Origin of the sequence: Enterococcus sp. DIV1328a (genome assembly GCF_050536905.1) — a bacterium.
Taxonomy (GTDB): domain Bacteria; phylum Bacillota; class Bacilli; order Lactobacillales; family Enterococcaceae; genus Enterococcus; species Enterococcus faecalis.
Window position 1 is genome coordinate 320,791 of record NZ_CP172912.1, and the last position, 25,936, is coordinate 346,726.

Sequence of the window (25,936 nt, forward strand, 5' to 3'; positions counted from 1 at the left end):
ATGGGGAAAGTCGTAACATTGGGAGAAATCATGTTGCGTTTGTCCACGCCTGTCGGAATACGCGTAGCACAAACAGAAAATTTCGCTGTACATTACGGCGGTGGTGAAGCGAATGTAGCGATTTCGTTAGCGAACTATGGCCACCAAGTGACTTTTGCTAGTAAAGTGCCCGATAATTCGTTAGGAGAAGCCGCCAAAAAGCATTTAAGTCGTTATGGGGTTTCAACGGAATTTGTACGAACTGGCGGAACACGCCTAGGAACGTATTACTTGGAAACTGGTACAGGAGAACGAGCAGCCAGTGTTGTCTATGATCGCGCCTATTCAAGCTTTGCTCAAATCGAAGAAATGGAATGGGACTTACATGAGCTGTTTTCAGGAGTAGAGATCTTTCATATTTCAGGGATTACAGCGGCGTTATCAAAAAATTGGCAAAGTATGACGGTTGCGCTAGTTAAAGCAGCGAAGCAAGCAGGGTGCCAAGTAAGTTTTGACATTAATTATCGAGGGAAACTTTGGTCCCAGAAAGAAGCGAGCGTGGCATTGAAGGCCATTCTTCCATTTGTTGATATTTGTTCAGCTGGGGTATTAGATGCTCGTTATTTACTGGAGATTCCAGAACCAGAGGAAGAACTTGAAGACGCATTAACGTGGTACTACCGAAAAATGCAAGAACGTTATCCCAACATTCAAGTATTTTATTCAACCAAACGTCAAGTTCATTCAGCGACAGATAATGAATTAATCGGAACGCTATGGTACAAAGGTGCGTATTATACGTCCAAATGTCATCGATTACAACCGATTGTTGACCGTGTCGGTGCCGGTGATGCGTTTGCTGGTGGGGTTTTACATGGCATATTAGCTGCCTATGATCCACAAACCTGCATTGATTTTGCGACAGCGGCTAGTGCGTTAAAACATACTGTCCATGGTGATTGTAATCAATTTAGTCAAAAAGAAGTCCTTGCTTTTTTGGCAACGGGCTCAGGAAAAATAAATAGATAGGAGATTTTAGTTATGCAAAATATGGAAACACGTTATACACATAGTCCGGCGGATATCCGTCACTATTCAACAGAACAATTGAGAGATGAATTTTTAGTAGAGAAAGTTTTTATTCCAGGTGCAATCAGCTTAACCTACACACATAATGATCGGATGATTTTTGGTGGTGTGACACCGACCACAGAAGAATTAGAAATTATTTTGGACAAAGAATTAGGAGTTGATTATTTCTTAGAACGTCGTGAACTAGGAGTTATTAATATTGGGGGACCAGGCTTTATTGAAATTGATGGCGCCAAAGAAACAATGAAAAAACAAGATGGCTATTATATTGGGAAAGAAACAAAACATGTTCGTTTTTCTTCAGAAAACCCTGATAATCCAGCGAAATTTTACATTAGTTGTGTGCCAGCACATCACAAATATCCCAACGTAAAAATTAGTATTGATGAAATTACCCCAATGGAAACGGGTGATCCATTAACATTGAACCAACGTAAAATTTACCAATACATTCATCCGAACGTTTGTGAAAGTTGCCAGTTACAAATGGGCTACACCATTTTAGAACCAGGTAGCGCTTGGAATACAATGCCTTGTCATACACATGAACGTCGTATGGAAGCGTATGTTTATTTTGATATGGAAGAAGATACGCGGATTTTCCACATGATGGGTAAACCAGACGAAACGAAACATTTAGTAATGAGTAATGAACAAGCAGCCATTTCACCAAGCTGGTCAATTCATTCTGGGGTTGGTACAAGTAATTATTCCTTTATTTGGGCCATGTGCGGAGAAAATATTACGTACACAGACATGGATATGGTTGCAATGGATCAATTAAAATAAACCAAAGAAAGAGGAGAAAACATGGAATTTAAAATGAATGATTTTCAATTAGATGGAAAAGTAGCGTTAATTACAGGTGCTGTTTATGGGATTGGCTTTGAGATTGCGAAATCCTTAGCTGAAGCAGGAGCAACAATTGTTTTTAATAACTTATCTCCTGAATCAGTTGAACAAGGCTTGGAAAATTATCGGGCTGCAGGGATTGAAGCACGTGGTTATGTGTGTGATGTCACTGATGAAGAGCAAGTTCAAGCGATGGTTGCTCAGATTAAAGAAGAAGTCGGCTCTATTGATATTTTAGTCAATAATGCGGGAATTATTAAACGAATTCCAATGGTGGATATGTCAGCAGAAGAGTTCCGTCAAGTGATTGATGTTGACTTGAATGCGCCATTTATTATGGCAAAAGCGGTTATTCCAGATATGATTGAAAAGGGTCATGGCAAAATTATCAATATCTGTTCAATGATGAGTGAACTAGGTCGTGAAACAGTTAGTGCGTACGCGGCAGCAAAAGGCGGACTAAAAATGTTAACGAAAAATATTGCTTCTGAATATGGACAATATAATATTCAATGTAATGGGATTGGACCTGGCTACATTGAAACGCCACAGACGGCGCCATTAAGAGAACCAGGGCATCCATTTAACGAATTCATCTTGGGACGAACACCTGCTAATCGTTGGGGCACACCAGCAGACTTAGCTGGCCCAGCAGTTTTCTTAGCATCTAACGCTTCTGACTTTGTTAACGGACATATCTTATATGTTGATGGTGGAATTTTAGCTTATATTGGAAAACAACCATAAATAAGTAACAAAAAGCGGACATACCTAAAAAGGATGTCCGTTTTTTGTTATTTACTCATTGATTGAATTGGTAAAAACCGTATCTAATTTTTAAAAAAAGTCAATTTTTGACAGTAATTCGTCAAGATTAACTATATAATTTGCTAACATTCCTTGCTAAACTAAAATTACAAAAAAATGAAAGCGTTTCATTTGCGCTAGTGGGATGGAAAAGGAGTTTTGATTGCCGATGATTATTAAACAGGAACAATTCATACCAAAAGATACAGTAGAAACAACGATTGACTTATTAATTAGAAATTTAACAACGATTAAAGATAACACAGGTGAATTTCTGTTAGATTTTGATGGTTTAAAAGTTGATGACAAAAGTTGGACGATTTGGAACTGGCCGCAAGGCGTTGGGTTGTATGGTATATATAAGAATTATCGAAATACTAAAAGTGAAAAAGCTTTACAAGTAGTTAACGACTGGTTTGAAGGTCGGATGCAAGAAGGCGCGCCGCCTAAGAATGTGAATACGATGGCTCCGCTTTTAACAATGGCTTATCTATATGAAGACACTAAAGACTCTAAATATATACCTTACTTAGAGCAATGGGCGGAATGGGTGATGGAAGAAATGCCCCGAACGAATGAAGGTGGCTTGCAACATGCGACATATGGACCAGAAAATAAAAATCAATTATGGGATGATACGTTAATGATGACTGTCTTACCTTTGGCAAAAATTGGTAAGTTGTTGAATCGGCTCGATTATTTGGAAGAAGCAAAGCATCAATTTTTAATCCATATTAAATATTTACAAGATAAAAAAAGTGGTCTATGGTATCACGGTTGGACTTTTGAGGGAAATCATAACTATGCGGAAGCACTGTGGGCAAGAGGGAACTGCTGGATTACGATTGCAATTCCAGAAATTATTGAAATCTTAGAGTTGCCAAAAGGAGATAGTTTACGGGAATTTTTATTAAGTACCCTCAATGCGCAAGTGGCAGCTTTAGCAAAATACCAAGATGAATCTGGTTTATGGCATACATTAATTAATGATTCAAATTCGTATTTAGAATCTTCTGCTACAGCGGGATTCGCTTATGGGATTTTAAAAGCGGTTCATAAAAAATATATTTCTTCTGAATATGAAGAAGTGGCAAACAAAGCAATTGCTGGCTTACTAAATGAGATTGATGAAACGGGAGAAGTACAACATGTGTCAGTTGGTACAGGAATGGGTGATAATTTAGATTTTTATCGCACAATTGGAATGACAGCGATGCCTTATGGTCAATCATTAACAATCCTATGTTTGACTGAATTGCTTGTTTCTTATTGCTAGAAAAGTAAGGAGAAAAGTTCATGAAAAAAAGAAAGGTTTTATTTACAGCAGTTATGGTATTGGCAGGATTACAGTTGCTAAGTGGTTGTGGCAAAACAGAAGCTTCGGCAAATGATACGGTAGTCTTGCGCTATGCGTATGCTAGTAATAGCCAACCGGTTATCGATTCTATGAAGAAATTCGGTGAATTGGTAGAGGAAAAAACAGATGGTAAAGTTCAAATTGAATACTTTCCAGATGGTCAATTAGGTGGAGAAACAGAACTAATTGAATTAACACAAACTGGTGCAATTGATTTTGCAAAGGTCAGTGGATCAGCATTAGAAAGTTTTTCTAAAGATTATTCTGTATTTGCCATTCCGTATATTTTTGATAATGAAAAACATTTTTTTAAAGTAATGGATAATCAAGCGCTAATGCAACCAGTGTATGATTCTACAAAAAAATTAGGATTTGTTGGTTTAACTTATTATGACTCTGGTCAACGAAGTTTTTATATGAGCAAAGGGCCTGTTACATCTCCAGATGATTTGAAAGGTAAAAAAATTCGGGTCATGCAAAGTGAAACCGCCATCAAAATGGTAGAACTTTTAGGAGGTTCGCCAGTACCTATGGGTAGTTCGGAAGTATATACTTCTCTACAATCTAATCTAATCAACGGTGCAGAGAATAATGAGTTCGTTTTATATACAGCTGGTCATGGCGGTGTGGCTAAGTATTATTCTTATGATGAGCATACTCGAGTGCCAGATATTGTGATTATGAACGAGGGAACAAAAGAACGTTTGACAGCGAAACAAGAACAAGCGATTGAAGAAGCAGCAAAAGAATCGACCGCTTTTGAAAAAACGGTCTTTAAAGAAGCGGTTGAAGAAGAAAAGAAAAAAGCACAAGCAGAATATGGCGTTGTGTTCAATCAAGTAGACAGTGAACCATTCCAAAAACTCGTTCAACCGTTGCATGAATCATTCAAAAATAGCTCAGAACATGGCGAACTGTATCAGGCTATTCGCCAGTTGGCGGACTAATTAAGGAGGTAATTATGAAAGGTTTTAGAAAATTTTTAAATCGACTTTTAGAAATACTTGGATCAATCATTCTTGCTGCAATGGTTTTGGTCGTTTTGTACCAAGTGTTTGCCCGGACAGTGTTAAAAAATCCTAGTACCTTAACAGAAGAATTTGTTCGCTTTGCATTGGTCTGGCTGGCGATGTTAGCTTCTGCTTATGTGGTTGGAAAAAAGGGACATTTAGCAGTAACTTTGTTAAGTGAAAAATTACAAGGGAAACAAAAACGCTTTTTAGAATTTATTGTTCAATTGTTGTTCCTACTTTTTGCAGGAGTGATTATGATATTTGGCGGTTGGAATGGTGTAGTAATTACGTTAGGACAAATTTCACCATCTTTGGCAATTCCTATGGGTTATGTCTATTTAGCCGTTCCAGTGGCAGGTGTTTTGATGTTTATTTATAGTTTGATGAATTTGCTAGAGTTATTCACGCAATCAAAAGATTCTTAATGCGTTTATAGAAGAAAAAGAATAGGAGTAAAAATATGGCTTTAGAAGCAGGCATTATCTTATTTGTAGTTTTTGCAGTCTTATTGGTAGTTGGTATGCCAATTGGTATGAGCATTGCGGCATCTTCCATTGCAACATTGTTATTAGTAATTCCTTTTGAAGCAGCTGCATTTACCTCAGCTCAAAAAATGGTCTCTAGTTTAAATAGTTTCTCTCTCGTAGCAATTCCGTTTTTTATTTTTTCTGGTGTGATTATGAATAATGGGGGAATTGCCCAAAAGTTGGTAAATTTTTCTATGTTATTTGTTGGTCGTGTTCCCGGCGCGCTAGCACATACTAATGTGTTAGGGAACGCATTATTTGGTTCGATTTCTAGCTCTGCAATTGCAGCATCGACTGCTATTGGTGGCGTACTAATTCCGCAACAAGTAAATGAGGGCTATGATCGGAAATTTGCAACGGCTGTAAATATTGCCTCTGCTCCTACAGGAATGGTTATTCCACCAAGTACAGCGTTTATTATGTATTCATTGGTGGCTGGTGGGGCCTCTATTTCTTCTTTATTTTTAGGCGGTTATTTGGTAGGTTCTTTGTGGGCGTTAGGAATTATGGTGGTAGCCTATGTTATTGCAAAACGTCATAATTATCCTACTGTGGCAAAAGCAAAAAAAGGAGAAGTCAGCAAGGTTCTGCGAGAAGCAGTTCCCAGTGTATTGTTAATTGTCATTATTATTGGCGGTATTTTGACGGGGTTATTTACAGCGATTGAAGCATCAGCAATCGCTGTCGCATACTCATTATTGATTTCAATGTTTTACTACAAAACAGTGAAAATAAACGATTTACCTAAAATGTTAAAAGAGGCTGTCTTGATGAGCGGAACCATTATGTTCTTGTTGGCAACTTCTTCAATGATGTCTTTTGCGATGGCTTTTACAGGGATACCAGAAGCAATCAGTACAGCTATTTTAGGAATCACAGACAATAAATACTTAATTCTATTATTAGTAAACGTTGTCCTATTGTTTGTGGGAATGTTTATGGATGTTGGTCCAGCTATTTTGATTTTTACACCCATCTTTTTACCAATTGTTATGAATGTTGGGGTAGATCCAGTTCATTTTGGTTTATTTGCGATTATGAACTTGTGTGTTGGCTCAATTACACCACCTGTTGGAACAGGATTATATGTTGGTGCTAGTGTTGGGGGTGTTAAAGCTGAGCAAATGCTAAAACCGCTAGTTCCATTTTATCTGATAATTCTAGCAATTTTACTTTTAATCACATATGTACCTGAACTTGTCATGTGGTTACCAAATCTAATTTCTTAATTCAATACAAATTGTCTAACAACCCCAATTGAGCGAAACATAAGTTGTTCAATCAACTAGATTTGGTAATTTACTATAAAATATTGAGTTTAGGAGGCATAGAAATAAAAAATCTCTCTATGACGTTATGTGTCATAGAGAGATTTTTTAGAAGCCACTTTTACGGTATTGACTAGGAGTTAATCCAGTTCGCTTTTTAAATAATCGACTAAAGTAAGCATAGTTTTCTAAACCAACATCTACAGCAATTTCTTTCACTGTTTGATTAGAATAGCGTAGTAAATCTTTTGAATAAGAAATTTTTTTACTAATTTGATATTTAATTGGCGGTAATCCAATGTATTTGGAGAACTCTTTGTTCAATTGATATTTATTTAAATGAAAGAGTTGAGCCAAGTCTTCTAAAGAAATTGTTTCTTTGAAATGTTGATCAATGTAAGCTTTCATTTCCAAAACCAATGATGGAATCGTTTCGTAGGTAAAGTCTTGACGATACTTTTGCAACAATAATTCGTTCAGTAATTGATGAATTAAAACGGAAGATTGGTAATCAGTTTGCGCATGTTGTAAATCTTGTAATTGTAATAGCTGCTGAATGATTAAATGAATAGGATTATCTTCTGGAAGCTGATTAGTGGAGAAAACTGGTGAACCATTTTTCATAAATTCTTGGAAAAAAGCACCAGAATTTCCTCCTTCAAAATGAATCCAGTCCATTTCCCAAGGCTCTTCGCTGGTTGCTTGATAGTATTGATAATCCCGACAGTCAATAAAGAATAAATCACCTCTCTGTAAGCTGTATGTATGATAACGATAGCGTAATTCCCCAGTACCATTTAGCGTGAATTTAATTAAGTATGATGGTAAATGTGCCCGCTCCGTATAATAAGGGCGCGAGGCTTTAAACTGTCCAATTTCCTGTATGTAATAAAAAAGTGTGCGACTTTTGCTGCTAGGTGTCAAAATATGTCGCTTAGAATCGTCTGACCAAGAGTAGTCGGCTTTTTCCCAATAATCCATAAGAACCTCCTAATTACCAAGATAGTACAATTATATCTCAAAATTGTGAGAGGTGAAAGCGCTATTTTTTGTTTATGATGAATACATAAAGTTAGTCTAACGTACAAAAAATAAAAATAGTGAAAGGATTGACAACTATCAACAAAGTGAAAAAAGAACAAGTTGAAAAACGAACCTATTTAGCGGTTGATATTGGCGCTTCTAGCGGTCGCATAATGAAAAGTCAACGCTTAGCGAATGGTCAGATAACAATAGAAGAAATTCATCGTTTTAAAAATGGTTTTCATCAAAAAGATGGGTATCAGCGTTGGGATATGGCTAGTTTAGTCCATGAGTTACTGCTTGGTCTGCAAAAAGTTAAACAATTAGGTATCAAGGAATGTTTTATTGGAATTGATACTTGGGGTGTTGACTATTGTCTGCTGGATCAATCTGGACAACTTTTGGACGAACCGATTGCTTATCGAGATGGACGGACAGAAGCAGCTGTAACAAATTTTTCAAAAGGCTATTCATTAGAAAAATTGTACCAACAAACGGGGATTCAAGTTCAACCTTTTAATACCATTTTTCAGTTATTTGTAGAGGAAAAGGAACGTTTGGCTGCAGCCAGTCAATTGTTGTTAATCCCTGATTACTTAGGTTATGTCTTTACTGGAAAAGCAGTCATCGAAGCAACCAACGCTTCCACCACGCAACTGTTGAATGCTGGAACGAAACAATGGGAAAGTGAATTACTGGATTTCCTAGGAATTGATGAAACACTATTTCCAACATTAGTAGAGCCGGGCACGATTTTAGGCGACCTGCAAACAGCGGCTTTTCCAGACTATGATTTACCAAATGCAACGTTGATTACGATAGCTAGTCATGATACAGCTTCAGCAATTTTAGGTACGCCAGGCATTGGCGATGACTGGGCGTACATTAGCAGTGGTACTTGGTCTTTATTAGGCATTGAAACGACTGTTACAACAATTTCTGCTGAAGCTTTCCAAGAAAATTACACGAATGAATGGGGCGCCCAGAACACAATTCGTTTCTTAAAAAATATTATGGGTATGTGGCTAATTCAAGAAGTGGCACGGCAACAAAACTACCAATATAGCTATGCTGAATTGGCCGCCTTAGCTGAAAAAGAACCAGCATTTCAACAATTTATTGATGTAAATGATCCTCGTTTTTTAAATCCGGGAAATATGATTACTGAATTACAAGCCTATTGCCGTGAAACACAACAAACAGTTCCTGAAAGCCCTAGTGAACTTGCTCGTTGTATTTATGATAATTTAGCATTGTGTTACAGCGTAGAACTAGAAAAATTAGCTCAATTAACAGGAATCGAACGGAAAATTACAACTTTACATGTTGTCGGTGGTGGTTCCAATAATCGTTTATTGAACCAGCTAACTGCGGATGTTGCTAATGTTACAGTGAAAGCGGGACCTGGGGAAGCAACTGCTTTAGGTAATATTTTGATGCAGATGATTGCAACAGGTGAACTTAAAGATATTCCAGCAGCTCGTACTTGTATACAAACATCTTTTCCCACGGAAATCTATCAAGCAAATCCAATTGATTCAACAATAAAAAATCGCTATCAAGCATTTATGAAAAGGAGCTCATTATGACAACCATTACACAAAAATATGAAGAAGCGAAAGAAAAATATGCCAGTATTGACGTAGATACCGAAGCTGTATTGGAAAAAATGGCTGATGTCAAAATTTCAATGCATGTGTGGCAAGGAGATGATGTGAGAGGCTTCTTAAGTGAGGATGAACTTTCTGGCGGTATTTCAGTTACAGGGAATTATCCAGGCGTTGCTCGAAGTCCCCAGCAACTACGTCAAGATTTAGAAAAAGCGTTTTCTTTAATTCCAGGAAAACACAAATTGAATTTGCATGCTATTTATTTAGACACAGAGGAAAGGGTGGATTTAAACGAACTGGAACCAAAGCATTTTGAACCATGGGTGACTTGGGCAAAAGAAAATGGCTTAGGATTGGACTTTAATCCAACCTTTTTCTCGCATCCAATGTACCGCGATGGCTTTACTTTAGCTCATCCGAATCCGCAAGTTCGAGACTTTTGGATTGAGCATGGGAAACGTTCACGAAGAATTGCTGAATATTTTGGAAGAGAATTAGGACAAGTAGCTGTCAATAACTTTTGGGTGCCAGATGGCTTTAAAGATAACCCAGTTGATCGTTTAACGCCGAGAAAGCGGCTAATGGCTTCGCTAGATGAAATTTTTTCAGAGGAAATTGATCCAGCTTATACAGTCGATGCGGTGGAAAGCAAGCTCTTTGGGATTGGTTCAGAAGCCTATACAGTTGGGTCTCATGAATTTTATATGGGCTACGGTTTAACGCGGAATAAATTAATTTGTTTAGATGCTGGTCATTTTCATCCAACAGAAGTGATTTCTAATAAGTTATCTTCATTATCCTTATTTGGCGAAGGAATGCTATTACATGTCAGTCGTCCAGTTCGCTGGGATAGTGACCACGTTGTCATTATGGATGATGAATTACAAGAAATTGCCAAGGAGTTAGTTCGCAATGATTTATTAGGAAAAACACACGTGGGCTTAGATTTCTTTGATGCCACAATCAATCGTGTTGCCGCGTGGGTGATTGGCACCCGCAATACACAAAAAGCGTTAATGAAAGCGATGCTTGAGCCAACAAACGTCTTAAAAGAAGCTGAATTGATAGGAGATTTTACCACACGTTTAGCCTTAACGGAAGAGTTAAAAGACTTTCCATTTGCCGATATCTGGAACTACTACTGTCAAGAAAATCACGTACCTATCGGCTTAGATTGGTTAACGGATGTTCAAGAATACGAAAAAGTGATTTTACCAACTCGTCAATTGCCAACAGGTAAAGATAGTTGTCGTTTTTCATAAAATTAACAAACGAGAGGAACTTCTAAAATGAAAAAAATGAACGTGTTACAAGCACCATTTGTGGAAGAAATGGTCAAAACGACCAAAAATTTATATCGTTTAGGTTGGGATGAACGAAATGGCGGAAATATTTCGTATTTATTAAAAGAGGAGGAGATTTTACCTTTTCTAAATCCAACACAAGTGCTCCGAAAGATTCCAATGAAATTTGATGCAACGAAATTAGCAGGAAAATATTTTATCGTGACAGGCTCAGGGAAATATTTTAAAAATGTCTGTGATGCACCAAGCGAAAACTTAGGGATTTTACGAGTTAGTGAAAATGGCCAGGAATTAGAACTATTGTGGGGCTTAGAAGATGAAGCTGTGCCAACGAGTGAATTACCTAGCCATTTTATGAGCCATATTGCTCGTTTAGCTGTTGATCCAGAAAATCGCATTGTCATGCATAATCATGCGAGTCATTTATTAGCAATGAGTTTTACCCACGAATTAGATGAAAAAGTCTTTACTAGAACATTATGGCAAATGTGTACCGAATGTTTAGTAGTATTTCCAGACGGTGTTGGTATTATTCCGTGGTTGGTTCCTGGAACGAATGAAATTGGTGTAGCAACGGCTGAAAAAATGAAAGAATCTCGTTTAGTTTTATGGCCGCAACATGGTATTTATGGTGCTGGCCGTGATATGGATGAAGTATTTGGTTTAATTGAAACTGCCGAAAAAGCCGCTGAAGTGTACACTTATGTTTGTGCGCAAGGAGGCGTTCGCCAAACAATTTCAGATGCAGATTTATGGCGCTTAGCAGAAGCGTTTGGTGTGACACCGAAAGTTGGCTATTTGGAAGAGAAAGTATCAAAACGGAGAAAGCTATGATAAAAAAAGCCTTTTGTATGCAAGTATATCCTGATCAACATGCCGAATATCAACGACGTCATGAGGAGTTATGGCCAGAAATGCGTCAAATGCTGAAAGAACATGGGGCAATTAAGTATCAAATTTTTTTAAATCCTGAAACCAGTACACTTTTTGGTTATTTAGAAATAGAAGATGAAGCTCGCTGGGAGCAAATAGCACTGACACCAATCAATCAAAAATGGTGGAACTATATGGAAGATATTATGGAAACAAATCCTGATTGCTCGCCGATGACGACTGAATTAAGAAAAGTTTTTGAACTATAATTTAAAATAGAACAGTTTGTTATAGTGAATCGTATGATTGTACACAAAACAACTTACTTGAGTGGAGTTGATTTTAAGAAATTGTTCTGGAACTTACAAAGAAAGCCTTTGTGGTAACGCCTGTTCCAGAAAGTAATAAATTGTACCAACATTAGCTGTAACTGTTTATTCAAAAAATAGTTAACTTCTAAAAAAGAGGTGAATCTTGTTGAAGAGTGTAAAAGAAATCCGGAAATCACAAGTAAATAGTATGATTTCAGATCAATATGAGATCTTTCATGTAAAAGATATGGTTAGTCCAGAAAAAACCATCTATCATTACCACGATTTTTATGAAGTCCATTGTACGTTAAAAGGGGTAGCAACGTTCTTTTTAGATGGACATCAATTTGATGTTGAAGCAGGGACCGTTTTACTCATTCATTATCATGATTTACATCGAATTATTAAGCAGAGTACTGATGATTTTGAACGGATGTATATTTTTTTAACACCCGATTTTTTACAACAACGATCTAGTAAACGGACAAACTTGTCTGCTTGTTTTCAACATTTTGGTCAGCGTCGTAGTAAAGTTATCAAAGTGGATGTAGCAAAATTAGCAAACTACTTGACCCCGTTAGATCATTCTCCTTTGCCAGAAGAATATGGTGCGGATGTTCGTTATGAACAACAACTGTTAGACTTTTTAATTTACTTAAATCAATTAGTTCTGAAAGAAGAGAATGAGAGCCAACCAAAACAAATGATTGAAAATGAACGAATTGAAGCAATGATTACCTACATTTCTCAAAATTTGGATCAACCATTAACCTTAGAACAGATGGAAAAAAATTTTTTTGTGACTAAGTATTATGTAACGCGGGAATTTAAGAAACATACAGGATTTACTTTCCATCAATTTGTGCTGAAAAAGAAACTACTTTACGCTAAACAGTTATTAAAAGAATATCGCAGTGCTAGTGATGTTTACCTGAAATGTGGATTTAAATCATATCCACACTTTTTGAAATCTTTTAAAAAAGAGTTTAATATGACACCGAAAGAATTTTTGGTGCAACATAAGAATAATCAGATCATTCATTTTGATCATTACGAAGAATCTATCAAGAAAGTGAGGCTTGAATAAAATGTTGACACTTGCAGTACGTGCCCATGATGTTGGCACCCAAATATCTCCTGTGGAATTGGCTAAAAAAATTGCTGAAACGAACATAACTTCAATTCAATTTGCCTTAGGTATTTCTTATCCAGAATATGCAAGTGCTGCTGTTCTATCTCCAGGACTAGGAAGCCAATTGAAGAATATTTTCGAAGATGAAAAGATTACGATTAGTGTCCTAAGTTGTTATATTAATCTGATTCATCCAGATTTAGAAGAGCGAGAAAAACGACTGCATCAATTTGAAACATACATTCGTTACGCTTCAATGTTTGGGGCAAAAATCGTTGCAACTGAAACAGGCAGTATATATGAAACGATTTATTACACTGAAGATAATTATACAGAAGAAGCCTACGAAGAAGTTTTATTTTCTGTTAGAAGATTATGTCGAGAAGCTGAAAAGTATGGGATAATTGTTGGGATTGAACCAGGAATCAATCATCCAATTCATACAATTGAAAAAATGCAACGATTGATTGACGAGGTTGCTTCAACTAATTTAGGCATTATTTTGGATCCTACCAACTTAATTCGAGTAGATATAGATAAAACGTATTTGGAAATAGTAGAAGAAGCGTTTGAGTGTTTTGGTGAAAAAATCGTTGCTTTTCATTTGAAAGATTTCATTATAAGAAATCAGCAGATATTTCCGGTAGCCATTGGCGAAGGGCAGGTACCTCTTAAAGAAACCATTCAATTTTTGAATAAACATAAGCCCGGACTGTTCACTATTTTTGAGGAAACACCATTTGAAAAAATAGCAAGTGCCTATCAAAAAGTTTCGCAATATCATTCCATTTAGATAAAAATGTGCAACAAAAAACATCTCGATTTTTTGAGATGTTTTTCGTTGCTTAATAAGAAAAAATATAAAATATACTTGCCTTAAAAACTCACATAAAAGAAAGAAGCAATCGCCACAGCAAATGAAATAATAGCAAACACTAAGCTACTCCATAGTCCTAACAGAATAAATGGTGAGGTTCTTTTGCCACCCTCTTTCTTTAAGTAGGAAAATGTCCGTCCAGTAACAATGAATTGCCAGATACTAATCAATAAAAAAATACCGCCAATTAAGTAACGCATGTCCTCGTCCTCCTTCTATTTAGTATACCACTTGATGAAAACGTTATCAAAACGCTGTATAAAAAAGTTGCCTTTCAAAAAAGAGAAAGGCAACTTTTTTGACGGTTTAACGGACGTCACCCATTAAGTTTTGGATTGGTTTTTTCACAATGAATAAGAGAATCCCAGCAACGACAGCTACAAGTCCGACAATCCCAAAATATGCTGACTCTGTTCCAGGTGTATAGAAACGAGCAATTTGAGCGTTAATGGCTTGTGAAGCGGCATCTGCTAATAACCAAATAGCAACGGTTTGAGCTTCGAAAGCTTTCGGTGCTAATTTTGTAGTAATCGATAAGCCAACGGGAGATAAACACATTTCTCCGACAATCATAATGAAGAAACTAAAGAATAACCAAAGTGGACTCACCCGTCCTTCGGTACCATAAAGTAGACCTGGCAACATTAATAAGACGAAGGAAAGACCAGCAAAGACTAGCCCTAGTGAAAACTTCACAACTGTTGATGGTTGACGTTTACCTAGTTTTGTCCATAATGTAACAAAAATAGGGGTCAAAATAACTACGAATACAGGATTTAATGATTGGAACCAGCTAGCGGCAATCGGGAAGCCAAACAAACTCGTTTGCGTCCGTTCATTTGCAAATAGAGCAAGAATAGACGAACCTTGTTCTTCCAATGACCAGAAAACAATTGCTGCTAAGAATAATGGCAAGTAAGCCAGAACTTTTGGTTTTTCTTCAGCAGTGACATCTTTAGACGTTAACATTTTGCTGAAATAATAAACAGGTAACAGGATTCCTAACACGCTGATGGTATTAATAAAGAAATCAATTGTTAAATGTCCTGTGACATAGGCGCCACCAAAAATAAGTAAAGCAACGACAATTGCCAACATAAATGCTTTAGCAAATTTCTTTTGCTCTTCTTTAGACATTGGATTAGTTGGGGCCTGACCAATTCCAGCCAGAGATTTACGTCCTTGGAAATAATATTGTAGTAGCCCGAAGAACATCCCTACTGCGGCAACGGAAAAGCCTAAATGATAATTATATTCTTGTCCTAAAGTTCCGACAACAAGGGGAGCGATTAAGGCTCCGATATTAATCCCCATGTAAAAAATGGAGAAGCCTGCATCTCTACGTAAGTCAGTTTTTGAATAAAGATGGCCAACCATCCCTGAAACGTTTGGTTTTAACATCCCAGTCCCAAATACAATTAACATAATAGAAACGAATAAGGCGGGGACACCAAATGGGGTAGCGAGAACAATATGTCCAGCAATGATTAACAAACCACCAATAAAAACAGTTTTCCTTGAACCTAAGACACGGTCAGAGACCCAACCGCCAATGATACTGGACATGAAAACCATTGATCCATAAATGGACATGATGGCTAAGGCAGTTGCTTTGGGGAGACCTAAACCGCCATTGGCTACGGTATCGTAAATGTAATACATTAGAATAGCACGCATGCCGTAGTAACTGAAACGTTCCCACATTTCTGTGAAGAACAGTGTTGCTAGTCCTTTCGGTTGTCCCAGAAAGGATTTGTCTAATTTCTCAAGTTGTTCTTTGTCACTCATAGATAAAACTCCAATTCTTATAATATTCAGAATATTTGATAATAAAATGACTTAAATGTAGATTCATATATTTTATTACTCATAGATTGGAAAATAGAAAGAGAAAAAACTGATTACGTTTTTAAATAACAAGCATTCGAATGATTATTTATTTTTTATTCGTGAATTATGATAAAAATGAATATTTATTCTGCTTTATTTTCAATACTTTGTTTTCATAGTTGCTTTAGCTGTTCCTTTTTTGAATAAGATTAAAATGAATAAATAACAAGCAAAATATAAGATTTTTTTGTTTAACTCTTTTTGTTTCAATAGGAAGTGCTTAGTGTTTTTTCAGAATCGAAAAATGAATACGACAAAAAATTTATCTATATAATAGAAGGAAAAATAAAAATAGTGAATGATAAAAAAATTCAAAGAAAACACCTGTTCTTTTTAGGCGTGAGTTTTTGAAAAAAACATTCTCATGTCTAGTATATTTAACATTTTGTTACTTTTTGACTGAAACGAATGTAAAAAAACCGACATTTAAGGGCTAATCAAGGGTTAGAAAACGGTTTCTCAAAAATAAAATCCTGTTTTTTTAACTTTTTTTCGCAAAATATAAACAGGATAATATCAAGCTTCCAGCAGCTTTTTATTACAAAATGTAACAAAACCGACATTCTAGTAATAAATTGTCACGAGATATTCACCTACGGCCGGCCATTCGATGATAAAGTATGTGAAGTCGTTTCGATAAAGCGAAGCAGACGTGGTTGTTGCCGAGTGCTAAGAGCAACAATCAAATATTTTTAATTACAAAGGAGAAACATACATGAAATCAATCAAAACGATTTTACTTGGAACAACTTTGGCCGCAGGTTTAGGATTATTCTTAGGAACAGACGCAAACGCAGAAAGCTTATATACAGTTAAAGCAGGAGATACTTTATCAACAATTTCTCATCAATTTGCAGGAGACAATAGCTTAATTCAAAAAATTGCTTCTGATAACAAATTGCCAAACCTTGATTTAATTTTTGAAGGAGAACAATTAGTTATTCGTTCAGAAAAAGAAGTTGCTAATACTCCAGCACCAGCTGTAGAAGTTGCACCAGTGCAACAAGTAGTTGAACAACCTGTTGCACAACCAGTACAACAAGAAGTACAACAACCTGTTGCTCAAGAAGTAGCGCAACCAGCAGCACCTGCCGCAAGCAGTGATGCAAAAGAGTGGATCGCACAACGTGAATCTAGTGGTTCTTACGATGCAACAAACGGTCAGTATATCGGTCGTTACCAATTATCTGCCTCTTATTTAAATGGTGACTATTCACCTGCCAACCAAGAACGCGTGGCAGATCAGTACGTAGCAGGTCGCTATGGTTCATGGGATGCAGCTAAATCATTCTGGTTAGCAAATGGTTGGTACTAAAATTAAATAAACGAAGTAATCTAATTACTTATTAAAAACCATAAACAAAAAAACAGTAACCTGTAAAGATTACTGTTTTTTTTGTCGATTTGTTAAGGTACAACGCCCCACGCTCGTCAATTGGTGGTCTGCGTTATAAATTTTTGCTTCCCAAACTTGAAGGGTCTTTCCCGAGTGATTGGGCGTCGCAATCACGGTAAGGCTACCATCATGGACACTGCGAAGATGATTTACTTGTAAGTCTATGCCGACAGCAAAAGTGTTTTCAGGAACGTTTTCGTTCGCACCTAAACTACAGGCAGTTTCAATTAAGACGCCGTTTAAGCCCCCGTGGACAAGGCCATAGGGTTGTTTATGCACGTCTTTTACCGCTAAAGTAAGCTGACATTTCTCAGCAGAAACCTGTTGAATCGTGATGCCTAAATACTCTAAAAGATGAATAGTAATCAGTCCTTTCTAATAAAAGAGAGAATAAAAGGTTTTTTATTTATTATACAGGAATGAAGAAAATTTGAAATAGCCATGTTTTTTCTTAAAATTCAAGCGACTTTTTCTCTAAAGTGCCGATTCTTGTGTATAATAGAAAAGATGAGATTAATGAAGGAGGTTTCCTAATGAGAAACTGGACAACAATTAAAGAATATGATGAAATTTTATTTGAGCAAGAAGGCAAAGTAGCAAAAATTACTATCAACCGCCCGCATGTTCACAACGCATTCACACCAAAAACAGTCATGGAAATGATTGATGCATTCAACATTAGTCGTGATAAAGAAGATGTCGGGGTTATTATTTTAACAGGCGCAGGTGACCAAGCATTCTGTTCTGGTGGCGATCAAAAAGTTCGAGGTAATGGTGGTTACGTTGGCGAAGACAACATTCCACGTTTGAATGTGTTAGATTTACAACGGTTAATCCGTGTCATTCCCAAACCAGTCATCGCAATGGTGAAAGGCTGGTCCATTGGCGGCGGCAATGTTTTACAATTAGTTTGTGATTTAACAATTGCGGCTGAAAATGCTAAGTTTGGGCAAACAGGACCAAATGTCGGTAGCTTTGATGGTGGATACGGCTCAGGTTACTTGGCGCGCGTTATCGGCCATAAAAAAGCGAAAGAAGTTTGGTTTATGTGTAAACAGTATTCTGCTCAAGAAGCTTTAGATATGGGCTGGATTAATACCGTTGTTCCATTGGATCAAGTAGAAGATGTGACAATGGAGTGGGCAGAAGAAATGTTAACCAAAAGCCCGATTGCTTTACGGATGATTAAAGCCTCTTTAAATGCCGATACAGATGGCTTGGCTGGTGTGCAACAATTAGCTGGTGATGCGACACTTCTTTACTATACAATGGCTGAAGCACAAGAAGGCCGAGATGCATTTAAAGAAAAACGGACACCAGATTTCGATCAATTCCCTAAATTCCCATAAACCAATGACTTGGTTAAATAAACAAGTACAAAAACGTCCCGATCATCCTGCTTTTTATTTTCAGGATGAATCTTGGACGTTTTTAGAAGTGCAACAAGAAGTCAGCCATTGGGTAGCCACATATCAACAGGTGCTTGCACCAGAAGAAAAACGTGTGGCTTTATTCAGTAAGAACAGCAAAGAGTTGTATTTTTCAATTCTAGCCTTATGGGAATTGGGGAAAGAGTTATTATTTTTAAATACGCATTTGACACTTGCTGAACTGACTTTTCAGTTAAAAGATGCGCAAGTTAAAACGATTATTGGTGCGCCTGAAACGCAGGCTTTGTTAGAGGAGATTTCTTTTGTCGACGTTCAGCCAATGGTTAAAAAACAGCATAGTCTTTCACGTCAGGAGTTTCAACAGCCAAGTGACTTAGAGTCGGTGGCTTCTATTATGTATACATCTGGAACTACAGGACAACCTAAAGGGGTCTTGCAACGGTTTAAAAATCATTTGGCCAGTGCTAGAGGCACCCAAGAAAATATGGGGATTACTGCTGAAGATTGTTGGTTGTGTGCAGTCCCATTATTTCACATTAGCGGATTGTCGATTGTTGTTCGACAACTCGTCTTAGGTTGTAGTATTCGCCTTTACGATAAATTTGATGAACAGCAAGTGACACAAGATTTACAAGAAGGCCGTGGAACCGTCATTTCAGTGGTTGCGACAATGTTACAACAATTATTGTCTGTCTATCCTGAGGCTGGCTACAGCGCCAGCTTTAAAGGAATGCTATTGGGCGGCGGACCGATTGCACCGGATAAATTAGCGCAGTGTGAGGAAAAAGGGATTCCAGTCATTCAATCTTACGGGATGACGGAAACGTGTTCGCAAGTTGTTGCCTTGAAATTTGAAGATGCGGCACTGAAAATCGGCTCTGCTGGACAACCGTTAAAAGATATGCAGATCAAAATTGTTGATGAACTAGGACAAGAACAGCCAGAAAAGCAAGTCGGGGAAATTTTACTTAAGGGACCAAACGTTGTTTCAGGTTACCTTAACCAGCGTCAACCTGAAAAATGGACAGCAGATGGTTGGTTTAAAACAGGCGACATGGGCTATTTAGATGCACAAGGTTACCTGTATTTGGTTAGTCGTTTAAGTGAACTCATTATCTCTGGTGGTGAAAATATTTACCCCACTGAGGTTGAACAGGTGTTACAGGCGATAACAGGAATTAAAGCAGCGGCAGTTGTAGGAGAACCAGATGCGCAATGGGGAGCCGTCCCAGTTGCATATGTGATTAGTGACCAAGAAATCACCTTAGCGCAAATTCAAGACCAGTGTTCACGAAAACTGGCAAAATATAAACGACCGAAACGCATTTATTTTTGTCATTCTTTTCCGCAAACAGCAAGTGGAAAGATTGCCAAACATCGTTTCATGACAGAAGAAAGAGAGGCGTTTTTAATCAGATGAAATTGCCTGATGAATTACGACAAGCCTATCAGAAGAATGCCCGTCAGTTCAGTTGGGTTTTTCCATTAGAAACAGAACAAACAGCCTTGGCAATTTTTGCCGCTGGTGAAAAGGCATACCAAGGAGAACGTTTTTTTTGGCAAACGCCGAAAAAAGATTTTGCTTTGGTTGGCTTCGGATATGAAACTATCTTAAAAGGCGCAGAAACAGAAACGCATCAATTGAACAACTTTTTAAAAAAAGAGGCGGCAACTCGTTTTCAAAATATGTCTATTTCTGGTACGGGGGCCCTTCTGTTTGGCGGTTTGCCTTTTGATACAGAACAAACGCCTACTGAGGCCTGGGGAGAGTTAGGGGAAGGTTGGTTTTATCTACCAAGTATTCTATTTACTTTTTCAGGTTCACGTATTTATGGAACGCTGAACTTTTCAGGTTCTAGTGAACAAGAAGTCGAGGAACGTTGGTCGACTTTGGTGGCTCAGTTTGATCGCTTGTTAGCTACCTGTGAGGAGTTGCCAGCTGTAGCGGAAACAAAGATTGACAAGGAAGAAGTTGCCGTGACTGAATGGCTACAAGCTGTCAACGAAACCGTAGCAGTCTTAAGAGAAGATGGCCCTTTAAAAAAAGTGGTTTTGGCTCGACAACTTGCTGTGAGCAGTCCTGAAAAAATTCGAAGTAACCAAGTGCTCGTTAATTTAATGGCACAACAACAAAATACGTATTTGTTTGCTTTAGAAGCCAAAGACACAAGTTTCATTGGTGCAACACCAGAACGACTTCTGTTGGGTACTAAAGAAACGTTTGCGACCGCTTGTATTGCAGGAACCATTAAAACGGGTCAAACACCAGAAGAAACGAAAGCTTTAGGAGCACAACTTTTACAAGACCGCAAAAATACCGGAGAACACCAAATTGTGGTGGAACGTTTAGCGAAAGAGTTGGCAAAGATGACGACTTCTGAAAACAGTATTCAAGCACCCATTATTTTGGAAAATCGAGATGTACAACATCTTTATGTGCCAATCTCGGGTCAACGTAAACCGGGAATTTCGTTTTTGGAAAGTGTGATGCAGCTACACCCAACGCCAGCTTTAGGTGGTGAGCCCAAAGAGTTGGCAGTCGAATGGATTCGACAATATGAGCCAGGGAGTCGTGGGTTATATGGTGCGCCAATCGGTTGGATTTCAGGGAATGATGATAGTGGCGAGTTCGCTGTGGCCTTGCGTTCAGGTGTCTTTGCTGGTCAGCAAGGCGTTCTTTATGCAGGTTGTGGTATTGTTGCGGATTCCCAAGCAGAGCTAGAAAGAGAAGAAACGAAAATAAAATTTCAACCGATGTTACGAGGAATTGGAGGGCAGGTTTAATGAATCATCAAGAAACAATGACCGATTATTTAACGGCCTTTATTGAAGGCTTAAAAAATAGTGGGGTTGAACAAGCAGTCATTAGTCCAGGGTCCCGTTCCACACCACTGGCTTTATTACTTCATCGGGAAACCGCAATCCAAACTTTTGTCGATGTCGATGAACGTTCCGCTGCTTTTTTTGCTTTAGGATTAAGTAAAGCGAGTCAAAAACCAGTGGTCTTACTTTGTACCTCTGGAACAGCAGCTGCAAACTATTATCCAGCAATTTGCGAAGCCAATATTAGCCATGTACCCTTAGTTGTTTTAACAACGGATCGGCCGCATGAGTTACGTCAAGTTGGCGCGCCTCAAGCCATGGACCAATTACAAATGTATCAAAATCACGTGAAATTATTTGTTGAAATGGCTTTGCCAGAAGCAACAGAAGAGATGTTGAATTACGCCTATTGGCAAGGCGCTAAAGGAGCAGCATTCGCGCAACAAACGCCTGCAGCACCTGTTCATTTGAATTTTCCTTTGCGGGAACCATTATTACCTGACTTAGAGAGAAAAACAAAGAGTTCTCAACAAACGGCTTTATTCGCTGGTCAATCAATCCTTTCTACAGAACAAGTGCAACAGTTAGCGGATCAATGGTACCAGAAAAACGGCGTTTTGGTTGTCGGTGGCAGTCATACAGAGGAAGAAGCGGCGTTATTTATTCAATTAGCCGAAGCTTTGCAATGGCCGTTACTAGCGGATCCTTTAGCAAACATTGTGACACATGGGCAAAATAGTGAAGTTGTTATTGCACATAGTGATCTGTTTCTAAATGTGGCGACCTTGCCACAAGAACCAGAAGTGGTAGTGCGCTTTGGTTCGCTGCCAATTTCTAAAAACATCATGTTATGGTTGAAACGCTTAGCAACGACAGAGACTACTTTTTATTTTGTGGACGAAAATGGGCAATGGCAAGAGCAATTGAAAAAATCACAAACCGTTATTCAGGCAAAGGAAACCACGTTTGTAGAACAACTACTAACGGTTGTCAAATCAACAGAAGCGACTTGGTTAGCACAATGGCTCCTGCTGGAAAAAACGGTCTCTGAAGTTCTTCTAGAAACGCTGAACGCGACAGAATTAAATGAAACAACAGCCAGCTTAGCTGTTCACCAAACGATGAAAGAGAACGGTCAGTTATTTGTATCTAATAGTATGGCTATCCGCTACTTAGATCGATTTATGGATAGTCGCCCTTATCGGATGTTTGGAAATCGCGGCATCAACGGGATTGATGGGATTGTTTCAACTGCTTTAGGAATGAGTGCCATAGAACCGACACAGCAAAACGTTCTACTGATTGGTGATTTAGCGCTATATCATGATATGAATGGTTTATTTTTGGCTAAACGTTATCAGTTGCCGTTAACAATTGTTTTATTAAATAACAATGGTGGCGGGATTTTCTCTTTTCTATCTCAACGAACTTTACGTGAGGACGATTTCGAGCCTTTATTTGGAACACCGCTTGATTTAGATTTTTCGTTAGTTGCTGAACTTTACGGTGCTTCGTATCAAGAAGTCAAAACAATCGCGGAGCTCAAGCAAATTTTACAAACAGCGGCTGAAGAACCACAATTTCAAGTGATAGAAGTCAAAGGAAATCGCCAAGAGAATGTTCATTTGTACGAATCAATTTTAGCTGAAATTGGTAGACGAGTAGAAAGACAGGGGATTTCATGGAACGGTTAATTCGGGGGATGCAGTACCATTATCAATGGTTAACACCTTTTGATGCAAAGCGAACGACAGTAGTCTGTTTACACGGTTTCACAGGAACGTTAGCCACGTTTGCAGCCGTTTTTCCCAGTCAAACACCTTATAACGTTTTAGGCATTGATTTACCTGGGCATGGCGCAACTGCTAGTTTGGTAGCACCAGAGCGTTATACCATGAAACAGGTTTGCCATGATCTTGCTGAACTAACCGAATCGCTAAATTTGCCTTGCTTTTGTTTATTAGGCTATTCAATGGGCGCTCGAACAGCTTTAGGTTTTGCATTACATTATCCACAAAAGGTACAGCATCTTTTATTGGAAAGTGGGTCACCAGGTTTGGCCACCGTCGCAGAACGTCAGACTCGTATCTGTCAAGATCATCGTTTGGCGGAACGTCTCTTAGAGGAACCGCTGGTGGATTTTATTGATTTTTGGCAAGAATTACCGTTATTTCAAACGCAAAAAGCTTTGTCTGTGGCACAGCAAATGGCCATTCGTCAGGAACGTTTGAGCCAATCGGCCTTTGGATTGGCTAGTAGTTTGTGGTATATGGGCACAGGAGCGCAAGAGAGTTACTGGGAACGTCTAGCAGAATTGCAGCCGATTCCTACCGATTTATTGGTAGGCGGCGAAGATCAAAAATTTATTGGGATTGCGAAAAAAATGCAGGCACGTCAACCGTTGTTGAGGCTGACAATTTTTCCTGAAGCAGGACATTGTATCCATTTGGAACAACCAACGATTTTCTATGAAAAGGTGACAGCGTTATTGGAAGGAGCTATCTGAATGAACATTCAATCAATTGAAACCTATCAGGTTCGTTTGCCTTTAAAAACGCCGTTTGTCACGAGCTATGGTCGCCTGGAAGAAAAAGCGTTTGATCTATTTGTAATAACGGATGAGCAAGGAAATCAAGGGTTTGGCGAATTAGCGGCTTTTGAGCAACCTGATTATGTGCAAGAAACGTTGGTAACCGAACGCTTCATCATCCAACAGCATTTAATTCCGTTACTTTTAACAGAAGCGATTGAACAGCCGCAAGAGGTTTCAACAATTTTTGAAGAAGTTAAAGGGCATTGGATGGGAAAAGCTGCGTTAGAAACTGCCATCTGGGATTTATATGCCAAACGGCAACAGAAGAGTTTAACTGAATTTTTTGGACCAACGCGGAGGAAAATTCCTGTAGGGATTAGTTTAGGGATTCAAGAAGAGTTACCTCAATTGCTTAAACAAGTTCAGTTAGCTGTAGAAAAAGGGTATCAACGAGTGAAGCTGAAAATTCGTCCCGGTTATGATGTGGAACCCGTTGCTTTGATTCGTCAGCATTTTCCTAACTTGCCTTTAATGGTCGATGCCAATTCAGCGTATACATTGGCTGATTTGCCTCAATTGCAACGTTTAGATCACTATCAATTAGCGATGATTGAACAGCCTTTTGCTGCAGATGATTTTTTAGATCACGCACAATTACAAAGAGAACTGAAAACAAGAATTTGTTTGGATGAAAATATTCGTAGTCTCAAAGACTGCCAAGTGGCGTTAGCATTGGGCAGTTGCCGTAGTATCAATTTGAAGATTCCTCGTGTAGGTGGGATTCACGAGGCGTTGAAGATTGCCACATTTTGCCAAGAAAATGATTTATTGGTTTGGTTAGGTGGCATGTTTGAGTCTGGTGTTGGACGCGCATTGAATTTGCAATTTGCGTCACAGCCTACTTTTTCCTTTCCAGGTGATATTTCAGCAACGGAACGCTATTTTTATGAAGATATCATCACGGAACCTTTTATTTTAGAGCAAGGGACAATGACCGTGCCTCAGGGACTTGGTATTGGTGTTACACTTTCCCAGACGAATTTGCTAAAATACAGTCAGTATCAAAAAATCATGTAATGATAACAAAATTGCGCCTATGACTATGCAGAGAAGCATAATCTAGGCGCAATTTTTTATTTTTCTAATTGACTCGCTGCGGCTTCATCCAAGAGAACCGTTAAATTTGGATGGAGTTGAAGAATAGAAGCAGGATACGTTTCTGTGACAGGTCCTTGGAGCACTTGTTTGACCATCTGAGCTTTTTGTTCACCATTTACAATTAGGACAAGATGCTTAACTTTCATGATGCTGGCTGGCCCCATCGTAACAAAGGTCATGCCTGGCTGCATCATTTCAGGAACAAACCAAGGCTCTGAACCAGTGACGGTCACTTGATAGGTTTCATTTTTAAAATGAGTGGTAGTGGGCATGTTCCCGCAAAAATGACCATCTGCTCCTAAGCCAATTAACATCAAATCTAAGCCGCCTGCGTCAGCAATCCGTTGTTCTTGTTGTTGAAAGTTTTCAACAGTTAATGGATGGATGTTTTGCTCGGATATTTCCGCAGGTGTCAAATACAGCGTCCGCAAATCTGTCAGAGTAATGCCTTCCTTTTGATGAGGAACGGGGATTTCATCAAAGTTATAATAATGAACATTATCAAAGTCAGATGAATTTTTCACAATCGAGGCTAATTTTTGGTAAACAAGTGCTGGCGTTTTACCAGCGGTAATTGATAAATTCACTCGTTTATCTTGGCTCATCGTGCTTAGAAGTAACATTTTTGCCCATTCGCTCATCGTGTCGAAATCTTGTTTAATTAAAATTTTCATACTTGCTCACTCCATTCTTTGAATAAGCTAAGTATAATTTGTGGGA

General features: G+C 38.2%; 25 protein-coding genes. 20 read left to right on the top strand and 5 right to left on the bottom strand.

The features are described from left to right. The 7 genes from IGL93_RS01670 to IGL93_RS01700 all read left to right on the top strand — a co-directional run bounded on the left by IGL93_RS01670 (nucleotide 1) and on the right by IGL93_RS01700 (nucleotide 6,856). The gene (locus tag IGL93_RS01670; protein ID WP_002385349.1) at nucleotides 1-1,008 is read left to right on the top strand and encodes a sugar kinase; all 1,008 of its coding nucleotides are present in this window, start codon (nucleotides 1-3) and stop codon (nucleotides 1,006-1,008) included. A gap of 12 nt (nucleotides 1,009-1,020) precedes the next feature. Then, the gene (gene kduI / locus IGL93_RS01675; RefSeq protein ID WP_002355301.1) at nucleotides 1,021-1,860 is read left to right on the top strand and encodes a 5-dehydro-4-deoxy-D-glucuronate isomerase; all 840 of its coding nucleotides are present in this window, start codon (nucleotides 1,021-1,023) and stop codon (nucleotides 1,858-1,860) included. Nucleotides 1,861-1,881: 21 nt separating this feature from the next. Then, nucleotides 1,882-2,670, top strand: a complete 789-nt coding sequence (locus tag IGL93_RS01680; RefSeq protein ID WP_002362994.1) for a gluconate 5-dehydrogenase — start codon at nucleotides 1,882-1,884, stop codon at nucleotides 2,668-2,670. A gap of 229 nt (nucleotides 2,671-2,899) precedes the next feature. After that, entirely contained in the window at nucleotides 2,900-4,006 is a 1,107-nt protein-coding gene (locus IGL93_RS01685; RefSeq protein ID WP_002385348.1) for a glycoside hydrolase family 88/105 protein, read from the top strand. Nucleotides 4,007-4,026: 20 nt separating this feature from the next. Then, nucleotides 4,027-5,034 carry a TRAP transporter substrate-binding protein gene (locus IGL93_RS01690; RefSeq protein ID WP_002358408.1) on the top strand — a complete coding sequence of 336 codons (1,008 nt, stop codon included), beginning with the start codon at nucleotides 4,027-4,029 and terminating at the stop codon, nucleotides 5,032-5,034. 14 nt (nucleotides 5,035-5,048) lie between these two features. Next, the gene (locus IGL93_RS01695) at nucleotides 5,049-5,525 is read left to right on the top strand and encodes a TRAP transporter small permease (protein WP_002355305.1); all 477 of its coding nucleotides are present in this window, start codon (nucleotides 5,049-5,051) and stop codon (nucleotides 5,523-5,525) included. A gap of 35 nt (nucleotides 5,526-5,560) precedes the next feature. Next, the gene (locus IGL93_RS01700) at nucleotides 5,561-6,856 is read left to right on the top strand and encodes a TRAP transporter large permease (protein ID WP_002375834.1); all 1,296 of its coding nucleotides are present in this window, start codon (nucleotides 5,561-5,563) and stop codon (nucleotides 6,854-6,856) included. Nucleotides 6,857-7,003: 147 nt separating this feature from the next. Here the strand turns inward: IGL93_RS01700 and IGL93_RS01705 are convergent, their stop codons facing one another. Then, a complete protein-coding gene (locus IGL93_RS01705) occupies nucleotides 7,004-7,876 on the bottom strand; it encodes a helix-turn-helix domain-containing protein (RefSeq protein WP_002386087.1) in 873 nt (290 codons plus the stop codon). Nucleotides 7,877-7,995: 119 nt separating this feature from the next. On the opposite strand from IGL93_RS01705, the gene rhaB reads away from it, so the two are divergent. The 6 genes from rhaB (at nucleotide 7,996) to IGL93_RS01735 (ending at nucleotide 13,941) form a co-directional block, all read left to right on the top strand. Beyond that, nucleotides 7,996-9,507 carry a rhamnulokinase gene (gene rhaB, locus IGL93_RS01710; protein WP_025192075.1) on the top strand — a complete coding sequence of 504 codons (1,512 nt, stop codon included), beginning with the start codon at nucleotides 7,996-7,998 and terminating at the stop codon, nucleotides 9,505-9,507. Continuing rightward, entirely contained in the window at nucleotides 9,504-10,790 is a 1,287-nt protein-coding gene (gene rhaA, locus IGL93_RS01715; protein WP_002355309.1) for an L-rhamnose isomerase, read from the top strand. Before rhaB ends, rhaA begins: the two co-directional genes overlap by 4 nt. 27 nt (nucleotides 10,791-10,817) lie before the next feature. Continuing rightward, nucleotides 10,818-11,666 carry a rhamnulose-1-phosphate aldolase gene (rhaD, locus tag IGL93_RS01720; protein ID WP_002385339.1) on the top strand — a complete coding sequence of 283 codons (849 nt, stop codon included), beginning with the start codon at nucleotides 10,818-10,820 and terminating at the stop codon, nucleotides 11,664-11,666. Further along, nucleotides 11,663-11,974 (top strand): L-rhamnose mutarotase, encoded by a 312-nt coding sequence (gene rhaM, locus IGL93_RS01725; protein ID WP_002386088.1) that lies wholly within the window; start codon nucleotides 11,663-11,665, stop codon nucleotides 11,972-11,974. The genes rhaD and rhaM overlap by 4 nt, the downstream gene beginning before the upstream one ends. A 250-nt stretch (nucleotides 11,975-12,224) precedes the next feature. After that, complete coding sequence (locus IGL93_RS01730) at nucleotides 12,225-13,103, top strand: AraC family transcriptional regulator (RefSeq protein ID WP_002358417.1); 879 nt, start codon at nucleotides 12,225-12,227, stop codon at nucleotides 13,101-13,103. A 1-nt stretch (nucleotide 13,104) separates the two neighbouring features. Continuing rightward, nucleotides 13,105-13,941, top strand: coding sequence for a sugar phosphate isomerase/epimerase family protein (locus IGL93_RS01735; protein WP_010713575.1), 837 nt, complete (start codon nucleotides 13,105-13,107; stop codon nucleotides 13,939-13,941). 83 nt (nucleotides 13,942-14,024) lie between these two features. On the opposite strand, the gene IGL93_RS01740 is transcribed toward IGL93_RS01735, so the two are convergent. Further along, complete coding sequence (locus IGL93_RS01740; protein WP_002355314.1) at nucleotides 14,025-14,225, bottom strand: hypothetical protein; 201 nt, start codon at nucleotides 14,223-14,225, stop codon at nucleotides 14,025-14,027. A gap of 106 nt (nucleotides 14,226-14,331) precedes the next feature. Next, the gene (locus tag IGL93_RS01745) at nucleotides 14,332-15,813 is read right to left on the bottom strand and encodes a peptide MFS transporter (RefSeq protein ID WP_002355315.1); all 1,482 of its coding nucleotides are present in this window, start codon (nucleotides 15,811-15,813) and stop codon (nucleotides 14,332-14,334) included. Nucleotides 15,814-16,630: 817 nt separating this feature from the next. Between IGL93_RS01745 and IGL93_RS01750 the strand changes: the two genes are divergently transcribed. Continuing rightward, nucleotides 16,631-17,230 carry a LysM peptidoglycan-binding domain-containing protein gene (locus tag IGL93_RS01750; protein ID WP_002355317.1) on the top strand — a complete coding sequence of 200 codons (600 nt, stop codon included), beginning with the start codon at nucleotides 16,631-16,633 and terminating at the stop codon, nucleotides 17,228-17,230. 69 nt (nucleotides 17,231-17,299) lie between these two features. On the opposite strand, the gene IGL93_RS01755 is transcribed toward IGL93_RS01750, so the two are convergent. Then, on the bottom strand, nucleotides 17,300-17,680 hold the full coding sequence (locus IGL93_RS01755) for a PaaI family thioesterase (RefSeq protein WP_002366104.1): 381 nt from the start codon (nucleotides 17,678-17,680) through the stop codon (nucleotides 17,300-17,302). A 110-nt stretch (nucleotides 17,681-17,790) separates the two neighbouring features. Between IGL93_RS01755 and menB the strand changes: the two genes are divergently transcribed. Genes menB through menC form a run of 6 tightly spaced genes read left to right on the top strand, consistent with a single transcriptional unit; the run spans nucleotide 17,791 to nucleotide 25,135 of the window. Next, entirely contained in the window at nucleotides 17,791-18,660 is an 870-nt protein-coding gene (menB, locus tag IGL93_RS01760; RefSeq protein ID WP_002383695.1) for a 1,4-dihydroxy-2-naphthoyl-CoA synthase, read from the top strand. A gap of 4 nt (nucleotides 18,661-18,664) precedes the next feature. Further along, nucleotides 18,665-20,122 carry an o-succinylbenzoate--CoA ligase gene (locus IGL93_RS01765; RefSeq protein WP_014524729.1) on the top strand — a complete coding sequence of 486 codons (1,458 nt, stop codon included), beginning with the start codon at nucleotides 18,665-18,667 and terminating at the stop codon, nucleotides 20,120-20,122. Further along, the gene (locus IGL93_RS01770; protein WP_002407297.1) at nucleotides 20,119-21,486 is read left to right on the top strand and encodes an isochorismate synthase; all 1,368 of its coding nucleotides are present in this window, start codon (nucleotides 20,119-20,121) and stop codon (nucleotides 21,484-21,486) included. Before IGL93_RS01765 ends, IGL93_RS01770 begins: the two co-directional genes overlap by 4 nt. Continuing rightward, nucleotides 21,486-23,219 (top strand): 2-succinyl-5-enolpyruvyl-6-hydroxy-3-cyclohexene-1-carboxylic-acid synthase, encoded by a 1,734-nt coding sequence (gene menD, locus IGL93_RS01775; protein WP_010775537.1) that lies wholly within the window; start codon nucleotides 21,486-21,488, stop codon nucleotides 23,217-23,219. Before IGL93_RS01770 ends, menD begins: the two co-directional genes overlap by 1 nt. Next, nucleotides 23,207-24,031: a 2-succinyl-6-hydroxy-2,4-cyclohexadiene-1-carboxylate synthase gene (gene menH, locus IGL93_RS01780; RefSeq protein WP_002379074.1), complete on the top strand. Its 825-nt coding sequence runs from the start codon at nucleotides 23,207-23,209 to the stop codon at nucleotides 24,029-24,031. Before menD ends, menH begins: the two co-directional genes overlap by 13 nt. After that, nucleotides 24,032-25,135 carry an o-succinylbenzoate synthase gene (gene menC / locus IGL93_RS01785; RefSeq protein WP_010775538.1) on the top strand — a complete coding sequence of 368 codons (1,104 nt, stop codon included), beginning with the start codon at nucleotides 24,032-24,034 and terminating at the stop codon, nucleotides 25,133-25,135. It abuts the gene before it with no gap. 56 nt (nucleotides 25,136-25,191) lie between these two features. Here menC and IGL93_RS01790 read toward each other — a convergent pair whose 3' ends face one another. Next, nucleotides 25,192-25,890 (bottom strand): glucosamine-6-phosphate deaminase, encoded by a 699-nt coding sequence (locus IGL93_RS01790; protein WP_002355326.1) that lies wholly within the window; start codon nucleotides 25,888-25,890, stop codon nucleotides 25,192-25,194. Between the last annotated feature and the right edge of the window lie 46 nt (nucleotides 25,891-25,936).